The sequence below is a fragment of the Pseudomonas sp. Marseille-Q5115 genome (genome assembly GCF_916618905.1).
GTDB lineage: Bacteria > Pseudomonadota > Gammaproteobacteria > Pseudomonadales > Pseudomonadaceae > Aquipseudomonas > Aquipseudomonas japonica_A.
Genome location: NZ_CAKAKI010000001.1, coordinates 2,235,535 through 2,255,818 on the forward strand (window position 1 = coordinate 2,235,535; position 20,284 = coordinate 2,255,818).

The following is a 20,284-nucleotide window of genomic DNA, read 5'->3' on the forward strand; positions in this document are numbered from 1 at the left end:
CAGCCGTTGGGCAATCCCGGGGCCGCGGGGTTCCCCCGGCTGGCCGGAATGTCAAAGCCAGCCTTGCTGCAGCGACTCGACCGCCATTGGCCTGGCGAAATGGTAGCCCTGCGCCTGGCCCGTGCCCATTTCACGAAGCAGGTTCAGAGAGGCGGCGTCTTCCACCCCTTCAGCCACTACAGACAACCCCAGGGACTCGGCCATGCGCACGATCGCCCGCACGATCGCCCGGCTACGGCTGCTCGAAGTGAGCTCGAGGATGAACGACTTGTCGATCTTCAGGCCCGTAAAGCGGAACTGATGCACATAGCTGAGCGATGAGAACCCCGCGCCGAAGTCATCCAGCACCACCGACATGCCCTGGTCCGCCAGCTTCTGCATGCTCTGGCGCGCAAGTTCTGGCTCGGCCACCAGGGCGCCCTCGGTGAGTTCCAGGCATACCCGTCCCGGGCTTACGCCGTAGTAACCCAGCAGTTCGAGCACTTCATCGGCAAATTCGGGGCGGGTGATGCTGTAGCTGGAGCAGTTCACGTGAACTGGCGGCCAGTGGCCGTTTTCCGGCCGCCCCAGGATGGTTGCCACGCAGCGCAGCATGTACAGGTCCAGGCGGCCGATAAGCCTCAGCCCCTCCAGTGCCGGCAGAAACGCCCCGGGCGCCAGCACCTGGCCGTCCGGCTGGCGCCAGCGGATCAACGCCTCCAGCGCCACCAGCCTGCCGCTGGCCACATCAACGATAGGTTGGAAATACGGTACCAGCTCCTCGTTGCCTTTCAGCGCATTGCGTAGCGCACCTTCGCGCTCTACCTGGTCCGAAAATTCGCGTCGCAGCTCCTGGTTGAACACCGCGTAGCTGTCCCGACCACCGTTTTTTACCCGGTACATGGCGGTATCGGCGTCTCGCAGCAGGTCGGCTGGCTCCTGGTGGAACTGCTCGTCGGCGCTGACGATGCCGATGCTGCACGAAGAAAACACGGCCTGCCCGTCGATATGGAACGGCAGGTCGAAGGCGGCGAGGATCCGCTCGGCGATACCGACCGCCACGTCCACCGGAGCTTCGGGCGCGAGCACCGCAAATTCGTCACCGCCCAGCCGGGCCAACAGGTCAGTGTCACGCAGGCAACTGCGCAAGCGCGCCGCCGCTTCCATCAGCAACAGGTCGCCAAAGTGGTGGCCGCGGCTGTCGTTGATCAGTTTGAAGCGGTCCAGGTCCAGGAACATCACCACCAACTGCCGGCCCTGCCCACGAAATTCCTGCCACGCCTGGCCCAATCGATCCTGTAGGTGGCTGCGGTTCGGCAGGCCGGTCAGCGCGTCATGGGCGTTCTCGTGTTGCAACTTGGCGTTGGCCAGGTCCAGTTCGCGGGTGCGGTCCTGCACCCGGGCTTCGAGCTTGAGGTTAGCGGCGTGCACGGCTTCGGCGGCGCTGCGCCGGGCCAGCGCGGTGTCGATGTGGCGAGACACGAACGTGAGCAGTTCCTGGTCGCGCAGGGTGTAGCGGATTTGCGGGATATAACTCTGCACCACCAGCACGCCACGCACCTGCTCGTCATCGAACAGCGGAATCCCCAGCCAGGATTGCGAGCGCACCGGGTCATTGTTGTTCTGGATCTCTCCGGCTTCCATCAGCCGACTGGCGTCATCGAAGTCGATCAGGCACGGGCGCCGCTGGCGGATCACGTACTCGGTCAACCCCCGGCGGCCACGCCGAGGGCGCGGGCGGACGGACAGCACTTCGTCGATGTAGTACGGGAAGGTCACCTCATCCTGAGCGATGTCGTACAACGCGATGTAGAAGTTTCGGGCATACAGCAGCTCACCCACAATGGCATGCAGGCGAGAGAACAGCTCGGCCATGTCGCCCTGTTGGCTCGACAACTCGGCAATTTGGAACAAGGCGCTTTGCAGGTGTTCGGCACGCTCGCGCTCAGTCACTTGCTGACGCAACGCATCGTTGAGCTGGGACAGCTCCCGCGTACGCTCGGCTACTGTACGCTCCAGGTGAGCGCGGTGCAGGATGCGGTCAAGGGCCATGGCCACGTGGCGCGCCACCACCAGGAACAGTGCACGGTCCTCCTGGCTATACACCCGCTCCACGTCATACACCTGCATGGCGATCATGCCGAATACTTGATCGGAGGCGTTCTTGAGCGGAGCGCCCATCCAGAATTCGGGCTTGTGGCCCACGCAATGGAAGCGATCCTGCGCGCTGGCGAGGGCAATGCCGGCGGCGTCGATCAACATCGGCTGGCCCGAGGTCAATACATAGCCGGTCAGGGACAACCGCTCGGGGTCGAGGTATTCGTTGGCGTCCGCCTCCACGGCTTCTGTATCAGTGGTGTCCACGTAGTAGGGATAGGTGACTTGCCCCGTTCGCTGGTCGTACAGCGCCAGGTAGAAGTTCTCGGCGTCGATCAGATCGGCCAGCTGACGGTGCACGCCCACCATGAAGCTGGCGCGGTCATGGGTGGAGCTGGCCAGGTTGGTAATGCCATACAACACCCGCTGGGTATGCTGGGCGCGAATCAGCGCATCGCTCTGCAGGCGCAGGCCCAGGCGCATGGCCAGGTCGACGAATTGCGGGTTGTCGCGGTCGCTTTCGCTTACCAGCAGCCAGCCCAGTACGCTCTCACCGCGGCCAGTGGCCCAGCGATGCAGACGTTCGCGCTGGCAATAGCTGTCCAGTTGGGCTTCGTCCAGCGCGCCAGGCCAGCTTGCGGGCGCGTCGCCGCACCCGGCGAGCAGCAACTGCTCCCCAGCCCGATAGAATGCCCATGCCCTGTCCCGGGCCTGCTCCCTTGCCCCATCCAGCAAGCGGGTGAGGCTTGGCAACGTCGAATCCTGCGAACTCATGCATGCTCCAAGCTGTACCCACGGGGTCCATCATCCTGTCACGCGTGCCGCTATGGCCAGGGGCCATCACTTTTTTCAGTGCTGATACTACATGCATAAAACGTGCGCCCGCTAGCGGGACCGCACGTTCAAGCCTTACAAGCGACAAGTGCGCTATTGAAGGGCTTCCCGTTCACGCTGTTCATGTGACTTGATCACTCGCGCCCGGCTGTTGGCAAGGTGTACACGCATGGCCGCGCGGGCGGCGTCGTAATCGCACCGGGCAATCGCGTTGTAGATGTGTTCATGCTCACCTACCAGCCGGCTATGTGCCTGTTGCCGATCCAGGCGAGCAATGGCTACGGTATTGAGCCGCGCCCTGGGGAACATGCTGGTGCCGAAGTGCGTGACGATTTCCACAAAATAGCGATTATTGGTGGCGTTGGCGATCTGCAGGTGAAACTGGAAGTCCGACACCAGCGAGCTTCCAGTGTCGCTGGCCCGCTCGAAACGCTCCAGCGCTTCGCCCAAGGCCGCCAGTTGAGAATCGGTGCGCCGCAAGGCGGCAATACCGGCGGCTTCCACTTCGAAACTCATGCGCACATCCAGGATGGCCACCACGTCCTGAAGGGTCACGATGGTAGACGGGTCCAGCCTGGGGCTGGCGCTGCCTGATGCGTTGAGCACGAAAGTACCGATGCCACGACGCGTTTCGACCAGCCCCGCCACTTGCAAACGTGACAGTGCCTCGCGGACCACCGAGCGGCTTACACCACCGGTTTCCATCAATTCCACTTCGCTGGGGAGCTTGTCCCCCGGCTTTAGCATGCCCTTGCCAATACGCCGGGAAAAGTCATCGACCAGCGCCTGGGCCAGGTTGCGAGGGCGGCGGGGCAAGCCGGGGGAAAAAGGAAGGTCGGTCGCCAAGGCGTTCTGCTTATGTGAAAACAAGGTGGCCACATCATATAGGAACGCATGGGCCTGTTGCCAAAGTTGGCAAACAGGCCCGTCCTGGCCGTGCATCAGTCCTTCTTGTGGCCAGGCAATACCGCGCCAAGCACCTGGCGGGCGGTCTGTACCAGGATGCCGGCTTCGTCAGGGTCACCCTTGAGCAAGGCCGAGGCAAATTTCTTGGCCTGTTCAAGTTTGATATGGGGCGGCAACGGCGGCACGTTGGGGTCGGTCTTGAATTCGATCACCACCGGCCGGTCACTGGCCAGCGCTTCTTCCCAGGCACCGGCCACCTGTTCGTCACTGTTGACGAAAATATCTTTCAGGCCGATGGACTCGGCAAACCGGTGATACGGCACGTCCGGGATGTTCTGGGAGGCCTCGAACTTGGGGTCGCCTTCCATCACGCGTTGCTCCCAGGTGACCTGGTTCAGGTCCTCGTTATTGAACACCGCGCAGATCCACCGGCCGTTGCCCCACTGGTGCCAGTACTTGGCTACGGTGATCAGCTCGGCCATGTTGTTCATCTGCATGGCGCCATCGCCCACCAGGGCAATCACTGGCTTTTCGGGCCAGGCGAACTTGGCGGCAATAGCGTATGGCACCGCAGCGCCCATGGAGGCCAACCCTCCGGACAGCGAACACTGCATGCCTCGGCGGATTTTCAGATCACGGGCGAACCAGTTGGCGCAGGAGCCGGAATCACTGGTGATGATGGCCTCGTCGGGCAGTCGCGGCGACAGCTCGTACACCACGCGCTGCGGATTGATCGGGTCGGCATGCACCAGCGCACGCTTGGTGAGGGTATCTTCCCAATCGGCGCGCCAGCCTTCGACGCGCTTGCGCCAGGCGCTGCGGTCCTTGTCCAGCAGCAACGGGATCAGTGCCGTGAGGGTTTGCGCCGCATCCCCGGTGAGGTTCACCTCCATGGGGTAGCGCAGGCTGAGCATGTCGGGCGCGAGGTCGATCTGCACCCCGCGGGCATGGCCTTCCTTGGGGAGGAACTCGGAATAAGGGAAGCCCGAGCCGATCATCAACAAGGTGTCGCATTCCATCATGAGCTTGTAGCTGGGTTCGGTCCCTAGCAGGCCGATGGAGCCCGTTACCCAGGGGAGGTCATCCGGGAGCACCGCTTTGCCCAGCAGGGCCTTGGCCACACCCGCGCCGAGCAATTCGGCGACCTGGGTCACTTCATGCGCCGCGCCCAAGGCCCCGGCCCCTACCAGGATGGCCACGCGTTCGCCGCTGTTCAGCACATCCGCGGCACGTTGCAAGTCATGCTCATATGGCACCACCCTCGGTTGGCTGTAGCCCACCCCGGAGTGCACCGTGCCATGGGCCCGCGCGGGCTCGCTATAGGGTTCTTCCTGGAGGTCGTTGGGCAGCACCAGGGCAGTCACCCGCCGCTCTCCCACAGCGGTGCGGATGGCACGGTCGACCAGGTGCCGCACCTGCGAGGGGGCACTGGCTTGCTGAACGAACGCCCCGGCTACGTCCTTGAACATGGACACCAGGTCCAGTTCCTGCTGGTAGTGCCCACCCAGCGCAGTGCGCGCTTGCTGGCCAACAATGGCCAGCACGGGCATGTGATCCAGCCGCGCGTCGTACAGGCCGGTGATCAAGTGGCTGGCGCCGGGCCCGGAGGTCGCGATGCACACGCCCAGTTCGCCGGTGAACTTGGCATGGGCGCTGGCCATGAATGCGGCCATTTCCTCGTGCCGGGCTTGAACGAACTCGATTTTGCCGTTGGATCGCGCCAGCGCGCCGAAGACGCCGTTGATACCGTCACCGGGGTAGCCGAATATCCGCCTTACCCCCCATTGGTACAGCCGTTCAACGAGAAAATCACCGACGGTCATGCTGGCCATGAAAACCTCTCTTTCACCCGGTACGTTTGGGTTCTAGACCGTTGCGGCGTGCGCGGTGGTTCCATTTTTTTCCGAAAGCCTTCGGCATTGGCTAGAATCGCCGCCCTTTTCATTGCCCGAGCCTCGCCCATGGATGCCAACGCCCTCCTCCAATTGCGCCAGTGCCTGCAGGCCGCCCTCGCTGCGCCGCCGGCCGAGGCCCAGCGATTGCTGCATGGGCGTGGGCGCCGCTACCCGGGGTTGGAACAGGTGACCGTGGACTGGCTCGAAGGTGTGTTGCAGGTCACACTGTTCAAGGCGATAGAGGGCAACGGCCGTGATCGCTTGATGGCGTTGTTGCATGAAACAGCGGCCTCTGCCGAGTGGTCGGTGGCAGGGCCGGACGGGCTGTTATTGCAGGAGCGTTACCTGGACGGCAGCCCGTCTACATGGGTTGCCGGCGGCGCCACTGGCCCCCGGCTGGTACACGAAGACGGCCTGGCTTACTGGATCGACCCGGGGCGGGCCCAGAACAGCGGTTTCTTCCTGGACATGCGCGAGGGCCATCGCTGGGTACGCAGCCACGCCGCGGGCAAGCGTGTACTCAACCTGTTTGCTTATACCTGCGCATTTTCCGTGGCCGCCCTCGCGGGTGGCGCAAGCAGCGTGGTGAACCTGGACATGTCCAGCCCGGCACTGGCACGCGGCCGGGACAACCACCGCGCCAACGGCCATGCCCTGGACACCGTCACGTTCCTGCCCCATGACCTGTTCAAATCCTGGGGGAAGGTGGCACGGCAAGGACCGTACGACCTGATCATCATGGACCCACCCTCTTTCCAGCGCGGGAGTTTCATCCTCACCCGCGACTACCCAAAGGTGATGCGCAAGCTCGAGGGGCTGCTCACACCCCACGGGGAAGTGCTGGCATGCCTGAACGACCCGGCGCTGCCCGCCTCGTTCTTGCTGGATGCCATGGCCACAGAGGCGCCGGCGCTGGAATTCGTCGAGCGCCTGGCAAACCCCGAAGCGTTCGCCGACATCGACCCGCAGGCCGGGCTCAAGGTACTGGTGTTCCGCCGCCGCGATTGACGAGCAAAGTGCAAAGCACGCTATTCATTTTCTGCAGGGGCGGCCGATACAGCTGGCACAAGCGACACGTTTATCCATTTTTTCGTTATCAGGCCTGCCAGCCCCCTTATGAGCTTTCCACCGATCAACCGGCTATTGCCCCCACGCTGCATCCAGCGGGGTATCTTCCTGCTTCCGCTGGGGATACTGCTGGTTGCGGTGGTGCTGGCCTGGTGCATAGGGCACCTTGACGTACGCCACGCCAAGCGCGAAATGCGCGCCGATGTGCGGCTGCGGCTGGGTGCGGTCAGTGCTCAAGCCCAGAGCCAGGTTCGCTCGGCCTTCAGCGAGACCGAAGGGCTGGCGCAGTTGATCGGCATTGATGGCGACATCAGCCCCCAGCGCTTTGCCGGCATGGTGCGGCAGGTGACCGGCGCGCTGCCTTACCTCAGCCACATCGCCCTTGCCCCCCAGGACGTTGTGCGCGACGTGTACCCGCGCGAAGGCAACGAAGACGTGATCGGCCTGGATTTCCGTACCGTGGCCGATCAGTTCAAGCTGCTGGAGCAATCCCGACAGGCGCGGCAGAGCGTGCTCGCCGGGCCGCTGGAGCTTCACCAGGGCGGCCAGGCCCTGGTCTATCGGCGCCCGGTATTTACCACCGGCCATCTGGGCAAGATCCAGTACTGGGGCACTTTGTCAGTAGTGGCGCGGGTGGATGGCTTGCTCGAAGCCGCCGGGATCACGAACCAGGCCGACCTGGACATCGCCTTGCGGGGGCAGGACGGCCTAGGCAAGGATGGCGCCATGATCTGGGGTGACCCGGCGCTGTTCCAGGGCCACAACGTATCTACCGACATCGAGGTACCCGGTGGCCACTGGCAGATCGCGGCCAGGCCCCGGGGCGGATGGCCGGCGGTGGGCCTGGTGGATTCCCGTCTGTTCATCCTTTGCCTGAGCGCCGGCCTATTGCTTTCGGTGTTCTGTGCCCAGCTGGCGCGTGGCCACTTGTTGTTAAGCCGCCGCAACCACGACCTCAAGCGCGAGGTCAGCGAACGTCAGCAGGCTGAAGCCGAGCTGGCGCGCATCGCTCACTTCGACAACGTGACCCACCTGCCCAACCGCGTGCTGTTCAGGCAGCGGCTCGACCACGCCGTGGCCGCCGGGGCCGAGAACGGCGGCTTTGCGGTGCTGTTGCTGGATATCGACGGGTTCAAGGTGATCAACGATACCCTTGGCCACGCCTTGGGCGACCTGCTGCTGTACCAGGCCACTCAGCGCCTGGCTCAGCACATCCGCCCTGACGACACGCTGGCCCGGCTGGGCGGTGACGAGTTCGGCTTCATTCTCGAGCACCTGGGGGATCCGGTCCAGGCCGCGCCTATTGTGCAGCGGCTGGTCAATGCCATGCAGCAACCGTTCGACCTGGACAGCAATACCGCACTGGTCTCGGCCAGCGTTGGCGTGGCGTTGTATCCACTGGATGGCCAGAGCGCGGCGGATTTATTGCGTCATGCCGACACGGCGATGTACAGCGCCAAGGAAGCGGGCCGCAACGACTATCACTTCTACCAGCCAGCGATGACATCAGTCATCCACGAACGTGTGGTGCTGGAGCACGCCCTGCGCCGGGCCTTGACCCACGAAGAGTTTGAGGTGTGGTACCAGCCCAAGGTGTGCTTGCGCACCGGTGCCATTGCCGGCGCCGAGGCCTTGCTGCGCTGGCGCGACCCGGTGCAGGGCATGGTTTTCCCGGATGTGTTCATACCCGTGGCCGAGCGCACCGGGCTGATCATTCCCATTGGCGTGTGGGTGCTCGGCGAAGTGTGCCGCCAGCAGCGGGCCTGGCGCGAACAGGGTGTTTTCGAGGGGCAGGTCGCGATCAACGTGGCGGCTCCGCAGATAGACCGCAGCGATTTCGTGTCCAGCGTTCGCGCAGCCCTGGCGCAAAACCGGCTTCCGGCCGCCGCGCTGGAAGTCGAAGTCACCGAAAGCCTGCTGATGGAAAGCCAGGAGCGAGCGTGCGAGGTATTGGCTCAGCTGCAAGCGCTGGGTGTACGCACGGCCATCGACGATTTTGGCACTGGGCATTCGTCCCTCGCCTACCTCAAGCTGTTGCCGGTGGACCATTTGAAGATCGACCGCGCATTTATCCGCGACCTGCCGGCCGATCGCACCTACGGGGCGATTACCGAAGCGATCATTGCCCTGGGCGATGCCTTGCAGTTTCACGTGACCGCCGAGGGGGTGGAAACCGCCGAGCAGATGGAATTCCTGCGCCAGGCGGGTTGCGCCTATGGGCAAGGCTATTACTTCGGCCGCCCCATGCCCGCCGAGGCCTTTGAAGCCTGGGTGGCCCAGCGGCAGCAAAGCGCCGCGCTTAGCCGCTGACAAGCGCTGTGGGACCAGGCGCCAGCCTGGGTTTCACCCGGCTCCCACACCTCACTGCAAAAAAGTATCAGTGCGCGTGCTCGCCCGGCGTTGTTTCCTGAACGAGGCGGGAGTGTAATCGTTGCCAGGCATACGCCCCCGCTTCCTTGCGGACAAAAAAAACAATAACCGGCCCCGGCACGCCTGGGCCAGAGGAGAGCACGATGCGCACTTCGGTTCACGCTTCGGTGTCCGGCATGGCACCCGCCTTGATCGCTACCTGCTGCCTTGCCCTGATCGGGCCAGCCATGGCGGCAGACATGCTGACCATCGCTACCGTCAACAACAGCGACATGATTCGCATGCAGCGGCTGTCCAAAACCTTTGAAGAGCAGCACCCCGAAATCAAGCTGAACTGGGTAGTGCTGGAAGAAAACGTCCTGCGCCAACGCCTCACCACTGACATCGCCACCCAGGGCGGGCAGTTCGATGTGCTCACCATTGGCATGTACGAAGCCTCACTCTGGGGCGCGAAAAACTGGCTGGCGCCCATGAAAGACCTGCCCGCCGAGTACAAGCTCGACGACGTGTTCCCTTCGGTGCGCGAAGGGCTTTCCGTCAACGGCACCCTGTACGCCCTGCCGTTCTACGCTGAAAGCTCTATCACCTATTACCGTACTGACCTGTTCAAGGCCGCTGGCCTGACCATGCCCGAGAAGCCCACCTGGGACCAGATCGGCGAGTTCGCCAGCAAGCTCACAGACAAAAGCAAGGACCAGTACGGCCTGTGCCTTCGCGGCAAGCCCGGCTGGGGTGAGAACATGGCGCTGATCACCACCCTGGCCAACGGCTACGGGGGTACCTGGTTCAACAGCCAGTGGGCGCCACAGTTCACCAGCACCGCCTGGAAAGACGCGCTCAACTTCTACGTCACCAACATGAAGAAGTCCGGCCCTCCCGGCGCCTCGAGTAACGGCTTCAACGAAAACCTGGCGCTGTTCAACAGTGGCAAGTGCGCCATCTGGGTCGACGCTAGCGTGGCCGGTTCGTTCGTGACCGACAAATCCCAGAGCAAGGTCGCGGACAGCGTGGGCTTCACCTTCGCGCCGCACCAGAGCACCGAGAAAGGCACGTCGTGGTTGTACTCCTGGGCGCTGGCCATCCCGGCCAGTTCGAAGAAACAGGAAGCCGCCCGTACCTTCGCCACCTGGGCCACCTCCGAAGACTATGCCAAGCTGGTGGCCGACAAGGATGGCATCGCCAACGTGCCGCCGGGCACCCGCGCGTCCACCTACAGCGATGCTTACATGCAAGCGGCGCCGTTCGCCAAGGTAACGCTTGAATCGCTGAAAATGGCCGACCCGTCCAGCTCCGCGGACAAGCCGTACGTGGGTATTCAACTGGTGACCATTCCTGAGTTCCAGGCCACCGGCACCGCGGTGGGCAAGATCTTCTCCGGCGCCCTCACCGGCCAGACCAGCGTCGATCAGGCGTTGACGGCCGCCCAGGCGAGCACCGAGCGCGACATGAAACGCGCCGGCTATCCGAAGTAATCATTACCTTCCCACGGGGGCCGTGCCAGAGGGCATCCGCCCCCCCCGGGTTTATCAAGGTACGCGATCATGACTGTATCTACCCTCAAGGCCGACCTGGCGACCCCTCGCCAGCCCAACCGTCGCCTGTTCCGCAACCCTGGCTGGTTCCTCGTCAGCCCCTCGGTCATCCTCCTGCTGCTGTGGATGATCGTTCCCCTGGCGATGACCGTGTATTTTTCGCTCATCCGCTACAACCTGCTGTACCCCGGTGAAAACGCCTTCGTGGGGCTGGAGAATTTCAGCTTCTTCCTCACCGACAGCGGCTTCTTGCCGGGCGCCTGGAACACCGTGGTGCTGGTGGGCAGCGTGTTGCTGATCAGCGTGGTTGGCGGCGTGCTGATCGCGGCCCTGCTCGAAGCCAGCGACTTCATCGGCCGTGGTGTGGTGAGGGTGATGCTGATTTCACCGTTCTTCATCATGCCCACCGTAGGCGCACTGGTGTTCAAGAACCTCATCTTCCACCCGGTGTCGGGCATTCTCGCCGCGGTGTGGAAGTTCTTCGGCGCCGAGCCGGTGGACTGGCTTGCGAACTACCCGCTGCTCTCCATCATCATCATTGTGGCGTGGCAATGGCTGCCCTTCGCGATCCTCATTCTGATGACCGCCATGCAGTCTCTGGACCAGGAGCAGAAAGAAGCCGCACGGCTCGACGGCGCCGGCCCACTGGCGATCTTCTGGCACCTCACCCTGCCCCACCTGGCGCGGCCCGTGGCCGTGGTGGTGATGATCGAGACCATCTTCCTGCTGTCGGTGTTCGCCGAGATCTTCACCACCACCAACGGCGGCCCGGGCTTTGCGTCGACCAACCTGGCGTACCTGATCTACAACCAGGCCCTGGTGCAATTTGACGTGGGCATGGCTTCGGCCGGCGGCCTGATCGCCGTGCTGATTGCCAACATCGCTGCCATCGTGCTGGTTCGCATGATCGGCAAGAACCTGACCGACAAGGGCTGAGGCCACCGCCATGACTACCCTCAAACAAACCCGTCGGCTGCAAAGCATCGCGCTGGGCTCGCTGTCCTGGCTGATCGCGGCGTTGATCTTCTTCCCGATCTTCTGGATGGTGCTTACCAGTTTCAAGACCGAGCTGGACGCCTTCGCTACGCCGCCGCAGCTATTCTTCACGCCAACGCTGGAGAACTACCTGCACATTCAAGAGCGCAGCGATTACTTCCACTTCGCCTGGAACTCCGTGGTGATTTCCTTCAGCGCCACCCTTCTGAGCATGCTGATCGCAGTGCCGGCGGCCTACTCCATGGCCTTCTACGAAACCAAACGTACCCGCAAGACCCTGCTGTGGATGCTCTCCACCAAAATGCTGCCACCGGTGGGTGTACTGATGCCCATCTACCTGTTGGCCAAAGGCGCCGGCCTGCTGGATACCCAGCTGGGGCTGATCATTATCTACACCCTGGTGAACCTGCCGATCGTGGTGTGGATGGTGTACACCTACTTCAAGGACATCCCCAAGGACATCCTCGAAGCCGCTCGGCTGGACGGCGCCACACTGCTGCAGGAAATGGCGCGGGTGCTGTTGCCCATCGCCAAGGGCGGGCTGGCCTCTACCGTGCTGCTGTCGCTGATCCTGTGCTGGAACGAGGCGTTCTGGTCGCTCAACCTCACCAGCTCCCAGGCGGCGCCGCTCACCGCGCTGATCGCCTCCTACTCCAGCCCCGAAGGCCTGTTCTGGGCCAAGTTATCCGCGGTTTCCACCCTGGCCTGCGCGCCCATCCTGATTTTCGGCTGGATCAGCCAGAAACAACTCGTGCGCGGCCTGTCGTTCGGCGCAGTCAAATAACAAGAAGGAGCCTGTCATGGCGACGTTGAAAGTACGCAATCTGAAAAAAGGCTTCGAAGACCTGCAAATCATCAAGGGCATCGACCTGGAGGTGCGCGACCGCGAGTTCGTGGTGTTCGTGGGCCCATCGGGCTGTGGCAAGTCCACGCTGCTGCGGCTGATCGCCGGGCTGGAAGACGTGAGCAGCGGGCAGATCGAGCTGGACGGGCGCGACATCACCGAGGTCACCCCGGCCAAGCGCGACCTGGCCATGGTATTTCAGACCTACGCGCTGTACCCGCACATGAGCGTGCGCAAGAACCTCTCTTTTGCGCTGGACCTGGCCGGCCAACCCAAGCAGGACATCGACCGCAAGGTGAACGAAGCCGCGCGGATCCTGGAGCTGCAGCCCTTGCTGGAGCGCAAGCCCAAGCAGCTGTCCGGGGGCCAGCGCCAGCGCGTGGCCATCGGCCGTGCGATCGTGCGAAACCCGAAGATATTCCTGTTCGACGAACCGCTATCCAACCTCGATGCCGCCCTGCGGGTACAGATGCGCCTGGAGTTGTCGCGGCTGCACAAGGAACTGCAGGCCACCATGATCTACGTGACCCACGATCAGGTAGAAGCCATGACGCTGGCTGACAAGGTAGTGGTACTCAATGCTGGGCGCGTGGAACAGGTAGGTTCGCCGCTGGAGCTCTATCACCATCCGGCCAACCTGTTCGTGGCGGGCTTTTTGGGTACGCCAAAAATGGGCTTCCTCAAGGGCCAGGTGAGCCAGGTGTTCAACGACGGCTGTGAAGTGCTGCTCGATGCCGGCACCCGTATCACCCTGCCGCGCACAGGCCCGGCCCTGTCCGAAGGCAGCCCGGTGACCGTGGGCATTCGACCGGAGCACCTTGAGCTGGCCCAACCGGGGCAGTGCCAACTCAGCGTGGTGGCTGACGTGAGCGAGCGCCTTGGCAGCGATACCTATTGCCACGTGCGTACCGATGCCAGTGAGCCGTTGACCCTGCGCATTCGTGGCGACCTCAGCAGCCAATATGGCCAGCGGCTGAGCCTGCACCTCGATGCCCAGTATTGCCACCTGTTCGACGCTAACGGCCTGGCCGTGGCGAACCCTATGCGCGCGGCCGCCTGACGTTCGGAGCCTTCATGACCACTACCCCTCTCACGCTGCGCCTGGATGCACTGGACGACCTCCCCGACGAGGTGAAACGCCCCTCCTACCAACCCGAGTTGCTGGTGCAAGGCATCGTTCACATTGGCGTAGGCGGTTTCCACCGCGCGCACCAGGCGTTTTATACCGATGCACTGATGAATCAGGGCAAGGCGCTGGACTGGGCCATCTGCGGCGCAGGGCTGCGGGCCGAGGACCGCAAGGCCCGCGACGATCTTGCCGGGCAGGACTACTTCTTTACCTTGTTCGAGCTGGGTGACACCGACGACACCGAAGTTCGCGTGGTCGGTTCGATTCGAGACATGTTGCTGGCCGAGGATTCGCCGGAGGCGCTGATCGAGCGATTGGCCAGCCCGAACATTCGAATCGTGTCGCTCACGATCACCGAAGGCGGCTACTGCATCGACGACAGCACCGGCGAGTTCATGGCTCATTTGCCGCTGATCCAGCATGACCTGACCCATCCCGATACACCCAGGACTGTATTCGGCTTCCTGTGTGCAGCGTTGCAACGCCGGCGCGCGGTGGGCATTCGTCCGTTCACGGTGATGTCCTGCGATAACCTGCCGCACAACGGCGAGGTCGCCCGCAAGGCCTTGCTGGCCTTCGCCCGCTTGGCGGGAGATAACTATGGCGCTGTGCTCGCGCAGTGGATCGAGCAGCAAGTAGCCTTCCCTAATGCAATGGTGGATCGCATCACGCCAATGACCAGCGCCGCGCACCGGCAGCAGTTGCTGGAGCGCCACGGCATTGACGACGCATGGCCGGTGGTGTGCGAGCCCTTCGTGCAATGGGTACTGGAAGACAACTTCTGCGACGGCCGCCCGGCCTGGGAAGACGTGGGCGTACAGTTCACCGAGGACGTGACGCCCTACGAGGAAATGAAGATCAAGCTGCTTAACGGCAGCCACCTGGCGTTGACCTACCTGGGCTTTTTGCGTGGCTATCGCTTCGTTCACGACACCATGAACAACCCACTGTTCGTTCAGTACATCCGCGACTACATGAACCTGGACGTCACGCCGCAACTGGCACCCGTGCCAGGCATCGACCTTACGGACTACAAAAACACCCTGATTGAACGCTTTTCCAACCAGGCCATTGCCGACCAGCTGGAACGGGTGTGCTCCGACGGTTCGTCGAAATTCCCCAAGTTCACCGTACCCACGATCAACACACTGATCCGCGACGGTGGCGATTTGAACCGCGCGGCACTGGTAGTCGCCGCCTGGGCCCTATACCTGCGAGGCGTGGACGAGAAAGGCCAACGCTATGCCATTCCCGACCCTCGCGCCGAATTCTGCCAAGGCCTGGTAGCCGAAGATGACGGCCTGGCCAAGCGATTGCTGGGGGTAGTGGAAATTTTCGGCCAGCAGCTCCCGGCATCGCCGGAATTCGTCGCAGCATTCGAGGCCCAACTGCACCAGTTGCGTACCTACGGCGTTGAAGGCGCGTTGCGCGCATTGGTGACCCTGTGAGGAGAGCGGCATGTTTCTAGGGATTGATTGCGGGACCCAAGGCACCAAGGCATTGGTGCTCGATGCCGCGAGCGGGCAAGTGCTGGGGCGTGGCGCCGCAGAGCATACGCTGGTGAATGAGCCCAACGGCCGTCGCGAGCAAGATCCGGCGGAGTGGGTGCAGGCATTGATTACCGCTTGCCGCCAGGCGCTCGCCGAATCGGGCGTGCCAGGGGCGGCCATTCAGGCGGTGGGGGTGTCGGGCCAACAACACGGCCTGGTGCTGCTGGATGAACAAGGCGAGGTGCTGCGCCCGGCCAAGCTCTGGTGCGACACCGAAAGCACCCCTGAAAACGACCGCTTGCTGGCCGAACTCGGTGGCAACCAGGGCTCGCTGGAGCGGCTGGGGTTGGCCATCGCACCGGGCTATACCGTGTCCAAGCTGCTATGGACGCGGGAGCAATTCCCCGAGGTGTTCGAACGTGTCCGCAGCGTGCTCCTGCCTCATGACTATCTCAATTTCTGGCTGAGCGGCGAGCGCTGCAGCGAATACGGTGATGCGTCGGGCACGGGCTATTTCAACGTACGCGAACGCGCGTGGGACTATGCGCTGCTGGACCGCATCGACCCCAGCGGACGCCTGCGGATGGCGCTTCCCACGCTGGTCGAGGCCCATCAGGCCATCGGGCAGGTGAGGGCTGAGGTGGCGGCGCAATTGGGGATCAACCCCGAGGCGGTGGTGGCCAGCGGTGGCGGTGACAACATGATGGCGGCCATTGGCACCGGGAACATCAAGCCCGGGCTGTTCACCATGAGCCTGGGCTCTTCGGGCACGGTATACGGCTTTACCGAGACCCCGGTGGTGTGCGAGGAGCCCGCCGTGGCGACGTTCTGCTCGTCCTCGGGCGGCTGGCTGCCGTTGATCTGCACCATGAACCTCACCAATGTCACCAGTGCCGTGCGCGGTTTGTTCGGCCTGGACCTGGCAACGTTCAACGATCAGGTGGCCCAGGCACCGATCGGAGCGGACGGCGTGTTGATGCTGCCGTTTCTCAACGGTGAGCGGGTGCCCGCCCTACCCCATGCCACCGGCGCGCTGTTGGGCTTGACCGCGACTAACCTGAACCCGGGCAACCTGTGCCGTGCGGCTGTCGAAGGCACCACCTTCGGCCTGCGCTACGGCCTGGACCTGCTGCGTGCCGCCGGCATGCACAGCTCGGACATCCGCCTGGCCGGCGGGGGCGCGAAAAGCGCCGTGTGGCGGCAACTGGTAGCTGACGTAATGGCCACACCGGTGATCTGTACCGTAGAGCCCGAGGCTGCTGCCCTGGGCGCGGCGATCCAAGCCGCCTGGTGCGCGGGCGCGGGAGAACTGCAAGCACTGTGCGAACGTTGCGTGCAGCTGGACGACACTACCCGCTGCGAACCGCGCCCGGAACACGTGGCGGCGTATCAACCGGTGTACGAACGCTACCGCCAGCACATTCTTTCATTGGCAAAATAGGGTTTGCAGGCTTCGCCGGGTGGCCGGCCAGCGCCCGTGCATCTGGGGGCCGCCATCTGGCGAAGCCTGCGGAACTCCTTCAACTAACACTCAAGTAGCGAACTCCATTCGATATTTACTTAATCGACTTCAGGCTCTATTCTCTAGTTACACACTTCATCAGCCGGAGCCGAAAACCATGTCACGACTTGCCGAATTCCGCGCTGCCGAGAAAGCCCTACAAGAGCAACTCGCGCAGCTCGAGGTAATGAAAAACGATGCAGGGCTTAAACGGGAAATCGAATTCGAGCAGAAATTGCTTGGGCTGATGAAGGAGTATGACAAGAGCCTGCGAGATATTATCGCCCTGCTGGATCCGGCCAAGTCATCCTCTTCTCGCGCCGCCGCTCCGGCCGCCGCTCCAAAGACTCGCCGGGCACGCGTAGTCAAGGTTTATGAAAACCCCCACTCGGGTGAACTTATCGAAACCAAGGGCGGCAACCACCGCGGCCTTCGCGCGTGGAAAGACCAATACGGCGCCGACACCGTTGAAGGTTGGGTGCGCCGCTGAACGGTATTGAGCTTCACGCTTTTTTCACAGGGCTACGCGCAGGATGAAGGTCGCTGAAGGAACAGCGCCCCATATGCCCGCTTCGGCGGGCTTCTTCTTTTCTGCCCCATGGCAGCCGCTGTATGGCCTTGCGCCCCGCGTCGTACCCCCTTCCGCAGAACCGCCTCATGGCTTGCATGCATCAGGAGTAACTTCATGACACTCACCACCCTCGACACCGTCCCGGGCGTTACCGCACAGCCGGACGCCGCCACCCAAGGCTTCGTGTTCAACCACACCATGCTGCGTGTGAAGGACATCACCCGTTCGCTGGACTTCTACACCCGCGTACTGGGGTTCAGCCTGGTGGAAAAACGGGACTTTCCTGACGCTCAGTTCAGCCTCTACTTTCTGGCTCTGGTGAAGCGCGACAGCATTCCCCAGGACGATACCGAGCGTAATCGCTGGATGAAGTCGATCCCCGGCGTACTTGAACTAACCCACAATCACGGTAGTGAAAACGACGCCAGCTTTGCCTATCACAACGGCAATAGCGACCCGCGCGGCTTCGGTCATATCTGTGTATCGGTGCCGGACATTCACGCCGCTTGCGAGCGTTTCGAACAACTGGGCGTGACCTTCCAGAAACGCTTGAGCGATGGCCGCATGAAGAGCCTTGCGTTTATCAAGGACCCGGACGATTACTGGGTGGAAATCATTCAGCCCACGCCGTTGGCAAGCGAATAACGGACTAATACCCGGGGCTGTGCTCGAACAGCCCCAGTTGCTCTCCGGTCAAATCACTGAAGTCTTCCCCAATAAACGGCAAGATGGCATCGGCCACGGGCTGTAACTGGCGGCTGATGTAATGTTCATAATCGAGCGGTGCCTGTCGCGCTTCCAATGGCTCGGGCCCCTGGGTAGTCATGACATAGCTGATCCAGCCGCCTCGCTGGTATTGTGCCGGGCGGCCGTGAGCATGGTTGTAGGCATCGGCCAGGCGTGCTGCCCGAACATGGGGCGGCACATTACGAACATAATCGGCCAATGGTCGCCGCAGGCGCTTGCGGTAAACCAGTAGCGGGTCTAGCTCCCCGGCGCGGGTTCGCCGAACATATTCGCGCACATAGCCCTGGCAGGGTTCGCCGGTGAACACCTTCAGGTACAACGCCTGCTGAAACTCTCGCGCAAGCGGTGACCAGTCGGTGCGTACCGTTTCCAACCCCTTGAATACCATACGCGGGCCCTGGCCTGCGGTTTCTACCAAGCCGGCGTAGCGTTTCTTGCTGCCTTCCTCCGCGCCACGGATGGTGGGCATCAGGAAGCGCTTGAAATGCGTTTCGAACTGCAACTCCAGGGCGCTCGTCAGGCCGAGCGTGCCAGCCAGATGTTCGCGCCACCACTGATTGACGTGCGCCACCAGCCGCGCGCCGATGGCGCTGGCTTCGTCTTCGGTGTGTTCGCGTTTCAGCCATACGAAGGTGGAATCGGTATCCCCGTAGATGACGGTATACCCCTGGGCTTCGATCAGCTCTCGGGTTTGCCGCATGATCTGCTGGCCGCGCAGGGTTATGGAGGATGCCAGCCGAGGGTCGAAAAAGCGGCAACCAGGTGAGCCGAGCACGCCGTAGAAGGCATTCATGATGATCTTCAACGCCTGGGCCAGCGGCACGTTGCCGTCTCGCTTGGCTTGCTCGCGGCCATTCCATACGCGCTCGACAATGGACGGTAGTGCATGGCAGCCACGGGAGAACCAGGCCTCGCGGAAACCCTCGACCGCCTCCTCCGGCGCGGCCAAACCCTCGATCAACCCTACCGGGTCAATCAGGAAGGTACGGATGATCGAGGGGTACAGGCTTTTGTAATCCAGTACCAACACCGAGGCGTACAGCCCGGGCCGTGAATCCATCACGAAGCCTCCGGGGCTGGCCTGCGGCATACGTTCGCCACGGTTGGGGGCCACGCGGCCGAGCCGATGCATGGCGGGCAGGTAAAGGTGATCGAACGCCGCCACGGATCCCCCGTTGCGGTCAACCGGAAGGCCGGTGACGCAAGCACGCTCCAGCATGAAGGCCAGCAGCTGGGTGTGTTCGAAAATCCGCGTGACCAGTTCGCAATCGCGCAGGTTGTACCGCGCCAGCGCAGGCTTGTCCTCGGTAAACATGCGTTCGATGGAGGCCAGGCGCTGGTACACGTTGTCGATGGCCTTGCCCTCGCCCAGCAAGGTTTGCGCGACATGCTCGAGGCTGAATGATTCGAACCGCCAAAACGCCGACCGAAGGCCTTCGATGCCGTCGATGATCAGGCGCCCCGCTGCCGATGCGAAGTAATGGGCATGTTCCGGATGCTCCCGCCAGCTCATGGCCTGACCGCCACGCCCGAGCAGCAGCGGTACGCCATGGCGCCGGCTGTGCTCGTGCAGGATGCGCAGGTCGAACTGCACCACGTTCCAGCCGATGATGCCGTCCGGGTCGTGCTCAGCGAACCAGCCGTTCAGGGCAGTGAGCAGCGCAGGCGTATCGGAGAAGTACTCAAGCTCAAAATCCACCTCCGCCGGTTGCAAGGGGCGCGCACCCAGCATCATCACCACGCGCTGGCCGCAGCCCTCCAGGCCCACGCAGAACAGGTTGCCGTGGCGGTCGGTTTCGATATCCAGCGACGCCAGCTTCAGCTGGGGGCGGTAGGCCGGCGCGGGGCGCACATCACCCCGCCAACTGCCATCGTCCGAGGCATGCGCCATAAAAGAAACAGGGGCGGTAATGAACCGCTCCATCAGGTACCGGTCAGCGGGGCGCACGTCTGCTTCATACACATCGACCCCGCCCTGGCGCAGCCGCTGCGCCAGGTCCAGCAGTTGGCGATAGTGTGTGCAATACAGCCCCGCTACCGGCCGATGGCGAAAATCCTTGAGGGACAACGCGCGGATGGACACCCCCGCTTCGCCTGACACCAGTTGCTCGGCGCGTGCCCGTTGGGCCTGCGGCAGGAAAGCAACCTGAGGCTGACACGGCAAGCGCAGGCACAACGGGCCATCATCGGTGGCCAGCCAGAGGGTAACCTCGGTGCCCTCGGCCGTATCGGCCCAATGGCGGGTGAGGATGAAACCATGGCGCTGGGGCAACGCGAAGTCCTCGCAGGTGGGCTGGCAAGTTTACCCGCCCTTCCCCGCTACCG

General features: G+C 63.0%; 14 protein-coding genes. 10 read left to right on the forward strand and 4 right to left on the reverse strand.

Translation table 11 applies throughout. The features are described 5' to 3' along the window. Positions 1-51: 51 nt before the first annotated feature. The 3 genes from LG385_RS10395 to LG385_RS10405 form a co-directional block, all read right to left on the reverse strand. Positions 52-2,850, reverse strand: coding sequence for an EAL domain-containing protein (locus LG385_RS10395; protein WP_225774209.1), 2,799 nt, complete (start codon positions 2,848-2,850; stop codon positions 52-54). 153 nt (positions 2,851-3,003) lie between these two features. Then, positions 3,004-3,780, reverse strand: coding sequence for a FadR/GntR family transcriptional regulator (locus LG385_RS10400; RefSeq protein WP_225774210.1), 777 nt, complete (start codon positions 3,778-3,780; stop codon positions 3,004-3,006). A 71-nt stretch (positions 3,781-3,851) separates the two neighbouring features. After that, complete coding sequence (locus LG385_RS10405) at positions 3,852-5,648, reverse strand: thiamine pyrophosphate-requiring protein (RefSeq protein ID WP_225774211.1); 1,797 nt, start codon at positions 5,646-5,648, stop codon at positions 3,852-3,854. Positions 5,649-5,777: 129 nt separating this feature from the next. Between LG385_RS10405 and LG385_RS10410 the strand changes: the two genes are divergently transcribed. The 10 genes from LG385_RS10410 to gloA all read left to right on the forward strand — a co-directional run bounded on the left by LG385_RS10410 (position 5,778) and on the right by gloA (position 17,857). Continuing rightward, positions 5,778-6,719 (forward strand): class I SAM-dependent methyltransferase, encoded by a 942-nt coding sequence (locus tag LG385_RS10410; RefSeq protein WP_225774212.1) that lies wholly within the window; start codon positions 5,778-5,780, stop codon positions 6,717-6,719. A gap of 108 nt (positions 6,720-6,827) precedes the next feature. Next, on the forward strand, positions 6,828-9,089 hold the full coding sequence (locus tag LG385_RS10415) for a putative bifunctional diguanylate cyclase/phosphodiesterase (RefSeq protein WP_225774213.1): 2,262 nt from the start codon (positions 6,828-6,830) through the stop codon (positions 9,087-9,089). A gap of 236 nt (positions 9,090-9,325) precedes the next feature. Beyond that, entirely contained in the window at positions 9,326-10,621 is a 1,296-nt protein-coding gene (locus tag LG385_RS10420; RefSeq protein WP_225776219.1) for an ABC transporter substrate-binding protein, read from the forward strand. Between the two features lie 69 nt (positions 10,622-10,690). Next, entirely contained in the window at positions 10,691-11,617 is a 927-nt protein-coding gene (locus LG385_RS10425; RefSeq protein WP_181117583.1) for a carbohydrate ABC transporter permease, read from the forward strand. A gap of 10 nt (positions 11,618-11,627) precedes the next feature. Further along, positions 11,628-12,461 carry a carbohydrate ABC transporter permease gene (locus LG385_RS10430; RefSeq protein WP_181117584.1) on the forward strand — a complete coding sequence of 278 codons (834 nt, stop codon included), beginning with the start codon at positions 11,628-11,630 and terminating at the stop codon, positions 12,459-12,461. A 16-nt stretch (positions 12,462-12,477) separates the two neighbouring features. Beyond that, entirely contained in the window at positions 12,478-13,581 is a 1,104-nt protein-coding gene (locus LG385_RS10435) for an ABC transporter ATP-binding protein (protein ID WP_225774214.1), read from the forward strand. A gap of 14 nt (positions 13,582-13,595) precedes the next feature. After that, positions 13,596-15,098, forward strand: coding sequence for a mannitol dehydrogenase family protein (locus tag LG385_RS10440; protein WP_225774215.1), 1,503 nt, complete (start codon positions 13,596-13,598; stop codon positions 15,096-15,098). Between the two features lie 10 nt (positions 15,099-15,108). Beyond that, a complete protein-coding gene (gene xylB, locus LG385_RS10445) occupies positions 15,109-16,581 on the forward strand; it encodes a xylulokinase (RefSeq protein ID WP_225774216.1) in 1,473 nt (490 codons plus the stop codon). A gap of 178 nt (positions 16,582-16,759) precedes the next feature. Beyond that, complete coding sequence (locus LG385_RS10450; protein WP_225774217.1) at positions 16,760-17,131, forward strand: histone-like nucleoid-structuring protein, MvaT/MvaU family; 372 nt, start codon at positions 16,760-16,762, stop codon at positions 17,129-17,131. Between the two features lie 195 nt (positions 17,132-17,326). Beyond that, a complete protein-coding gene (gene gloA, locus LG385_RS10455) occupies positions 17,327-17,857 on the forward strand; it encodes a lactoylglutathione lyase (RefSeq protein WP_225774218.1) in 531 nt (176 codons plus the stop codon). A 4-nt stretch (positions 17,858-17,861) separates the two neighbouring features. Here gloA and LG385_RS10460 read toward each other — a convergent pair whose 3' ends face one another. Further along, entirely contained in the window at positions 17,862-20,231 is a 2,370-nt protein-coding gene (locus tag LG385_RS10460; protein WP_225774219.1) for a DNA polymerase II, read from the reverse strand. Between the last annotated feature and the right edge of the window lie 53 nt (positions 20,232-20,284).

What these genes read in the sequence shown, in the direction of transcription:
- xylB (WP_225774216.1), top strand. Translation starts at nt 15,109, where the DNA reads ATGTTTCTAGGGATTGATTGCGGGACCCAAGGCACCAAGGCATTGGTG.
- LG385_RS10420 (WP_225776219.1), top strand. Translation starts at nt 9,326, where the DNA reads ATGGCACCCGCCTTGATCGCTACCTGCTGCCTTGCCCTGATCGGGCCA.
- LG385_RS10425 (WP_181117583.1), top strand. Translation starts at nt 10,691, where the DNA reads ATGACTGTATCTACCCTCAAGGCCGACCTGGCGACCCCTCGCCAGCCC.
- LG385_RS10410 (WP_225774212.1), top strand. Translation starts at nt 5,778, where the DNA reads ATGGATGCCAACGCCCTCCTCCAATTGCGCCAGTGCCTGCAGGCCGCC.
- LG385_RS10440 (WP_225774215.1), top strand. Translation starts at nt 13,596, where the DNA reads ATGACCACTACCCCTCTCACGCTGCGCCTGGATGCACTGGACGACCTC.
- LG385_RS10415 (WP_225774213.1), top strand. Translation starts at nt 6,828, where the DNA reads ATGAGCTTTCCACCGATCAACCGGCTATTGCCCCCACGCTGCATCCAG.
- LG385_RS10435 (WP_225774214.1), top strand. Translation starts at nt 12,478, where the DNA reads ATGGCGACGTTGAAAGTACGCAATCTGAAAAAAGGCTTCGAAGACCTG.
- LG385_RS10395 (WP_225774209.1), bottom strand. Translation starts at nt 2,850, where the DNA reads ATGAGTTCGCAGGATTCGACGTTGCCAAGCCTCACCCGCTTGCTGGAT.
- LG385_RS10450 (WP_225774217.1), top strand. Translation starts at nt 16,760, where the DNA reads ATGTCACGACTTGCCGAATTCCGCGCTGCCGAGAAAGCCCTACAAGAG.
- LG385_RS10405 (WP_225774211.1), bottom strand. Translation starts at nt 5,648, where the DNA reads ATGGCCAGCATGACCGTCGGTGATTTTCTCGTTGAACGGCTGTACCAA.
- LG385_RS10430 (WP_181117584.1), top strand. Translation starts at nt 11,628, where the DNA reads ATGACTACCCTCAAACAAACCCGTCGGCTGCAAAGCATCGCGCTGGGC.
- gloA (WP_225774218.1), top strand. Translation starts at nt 17,327, where the DNA reads ATGACACTCACCACCCTCGACACCGTCCCGGGCGTTACCGCACAGCCG.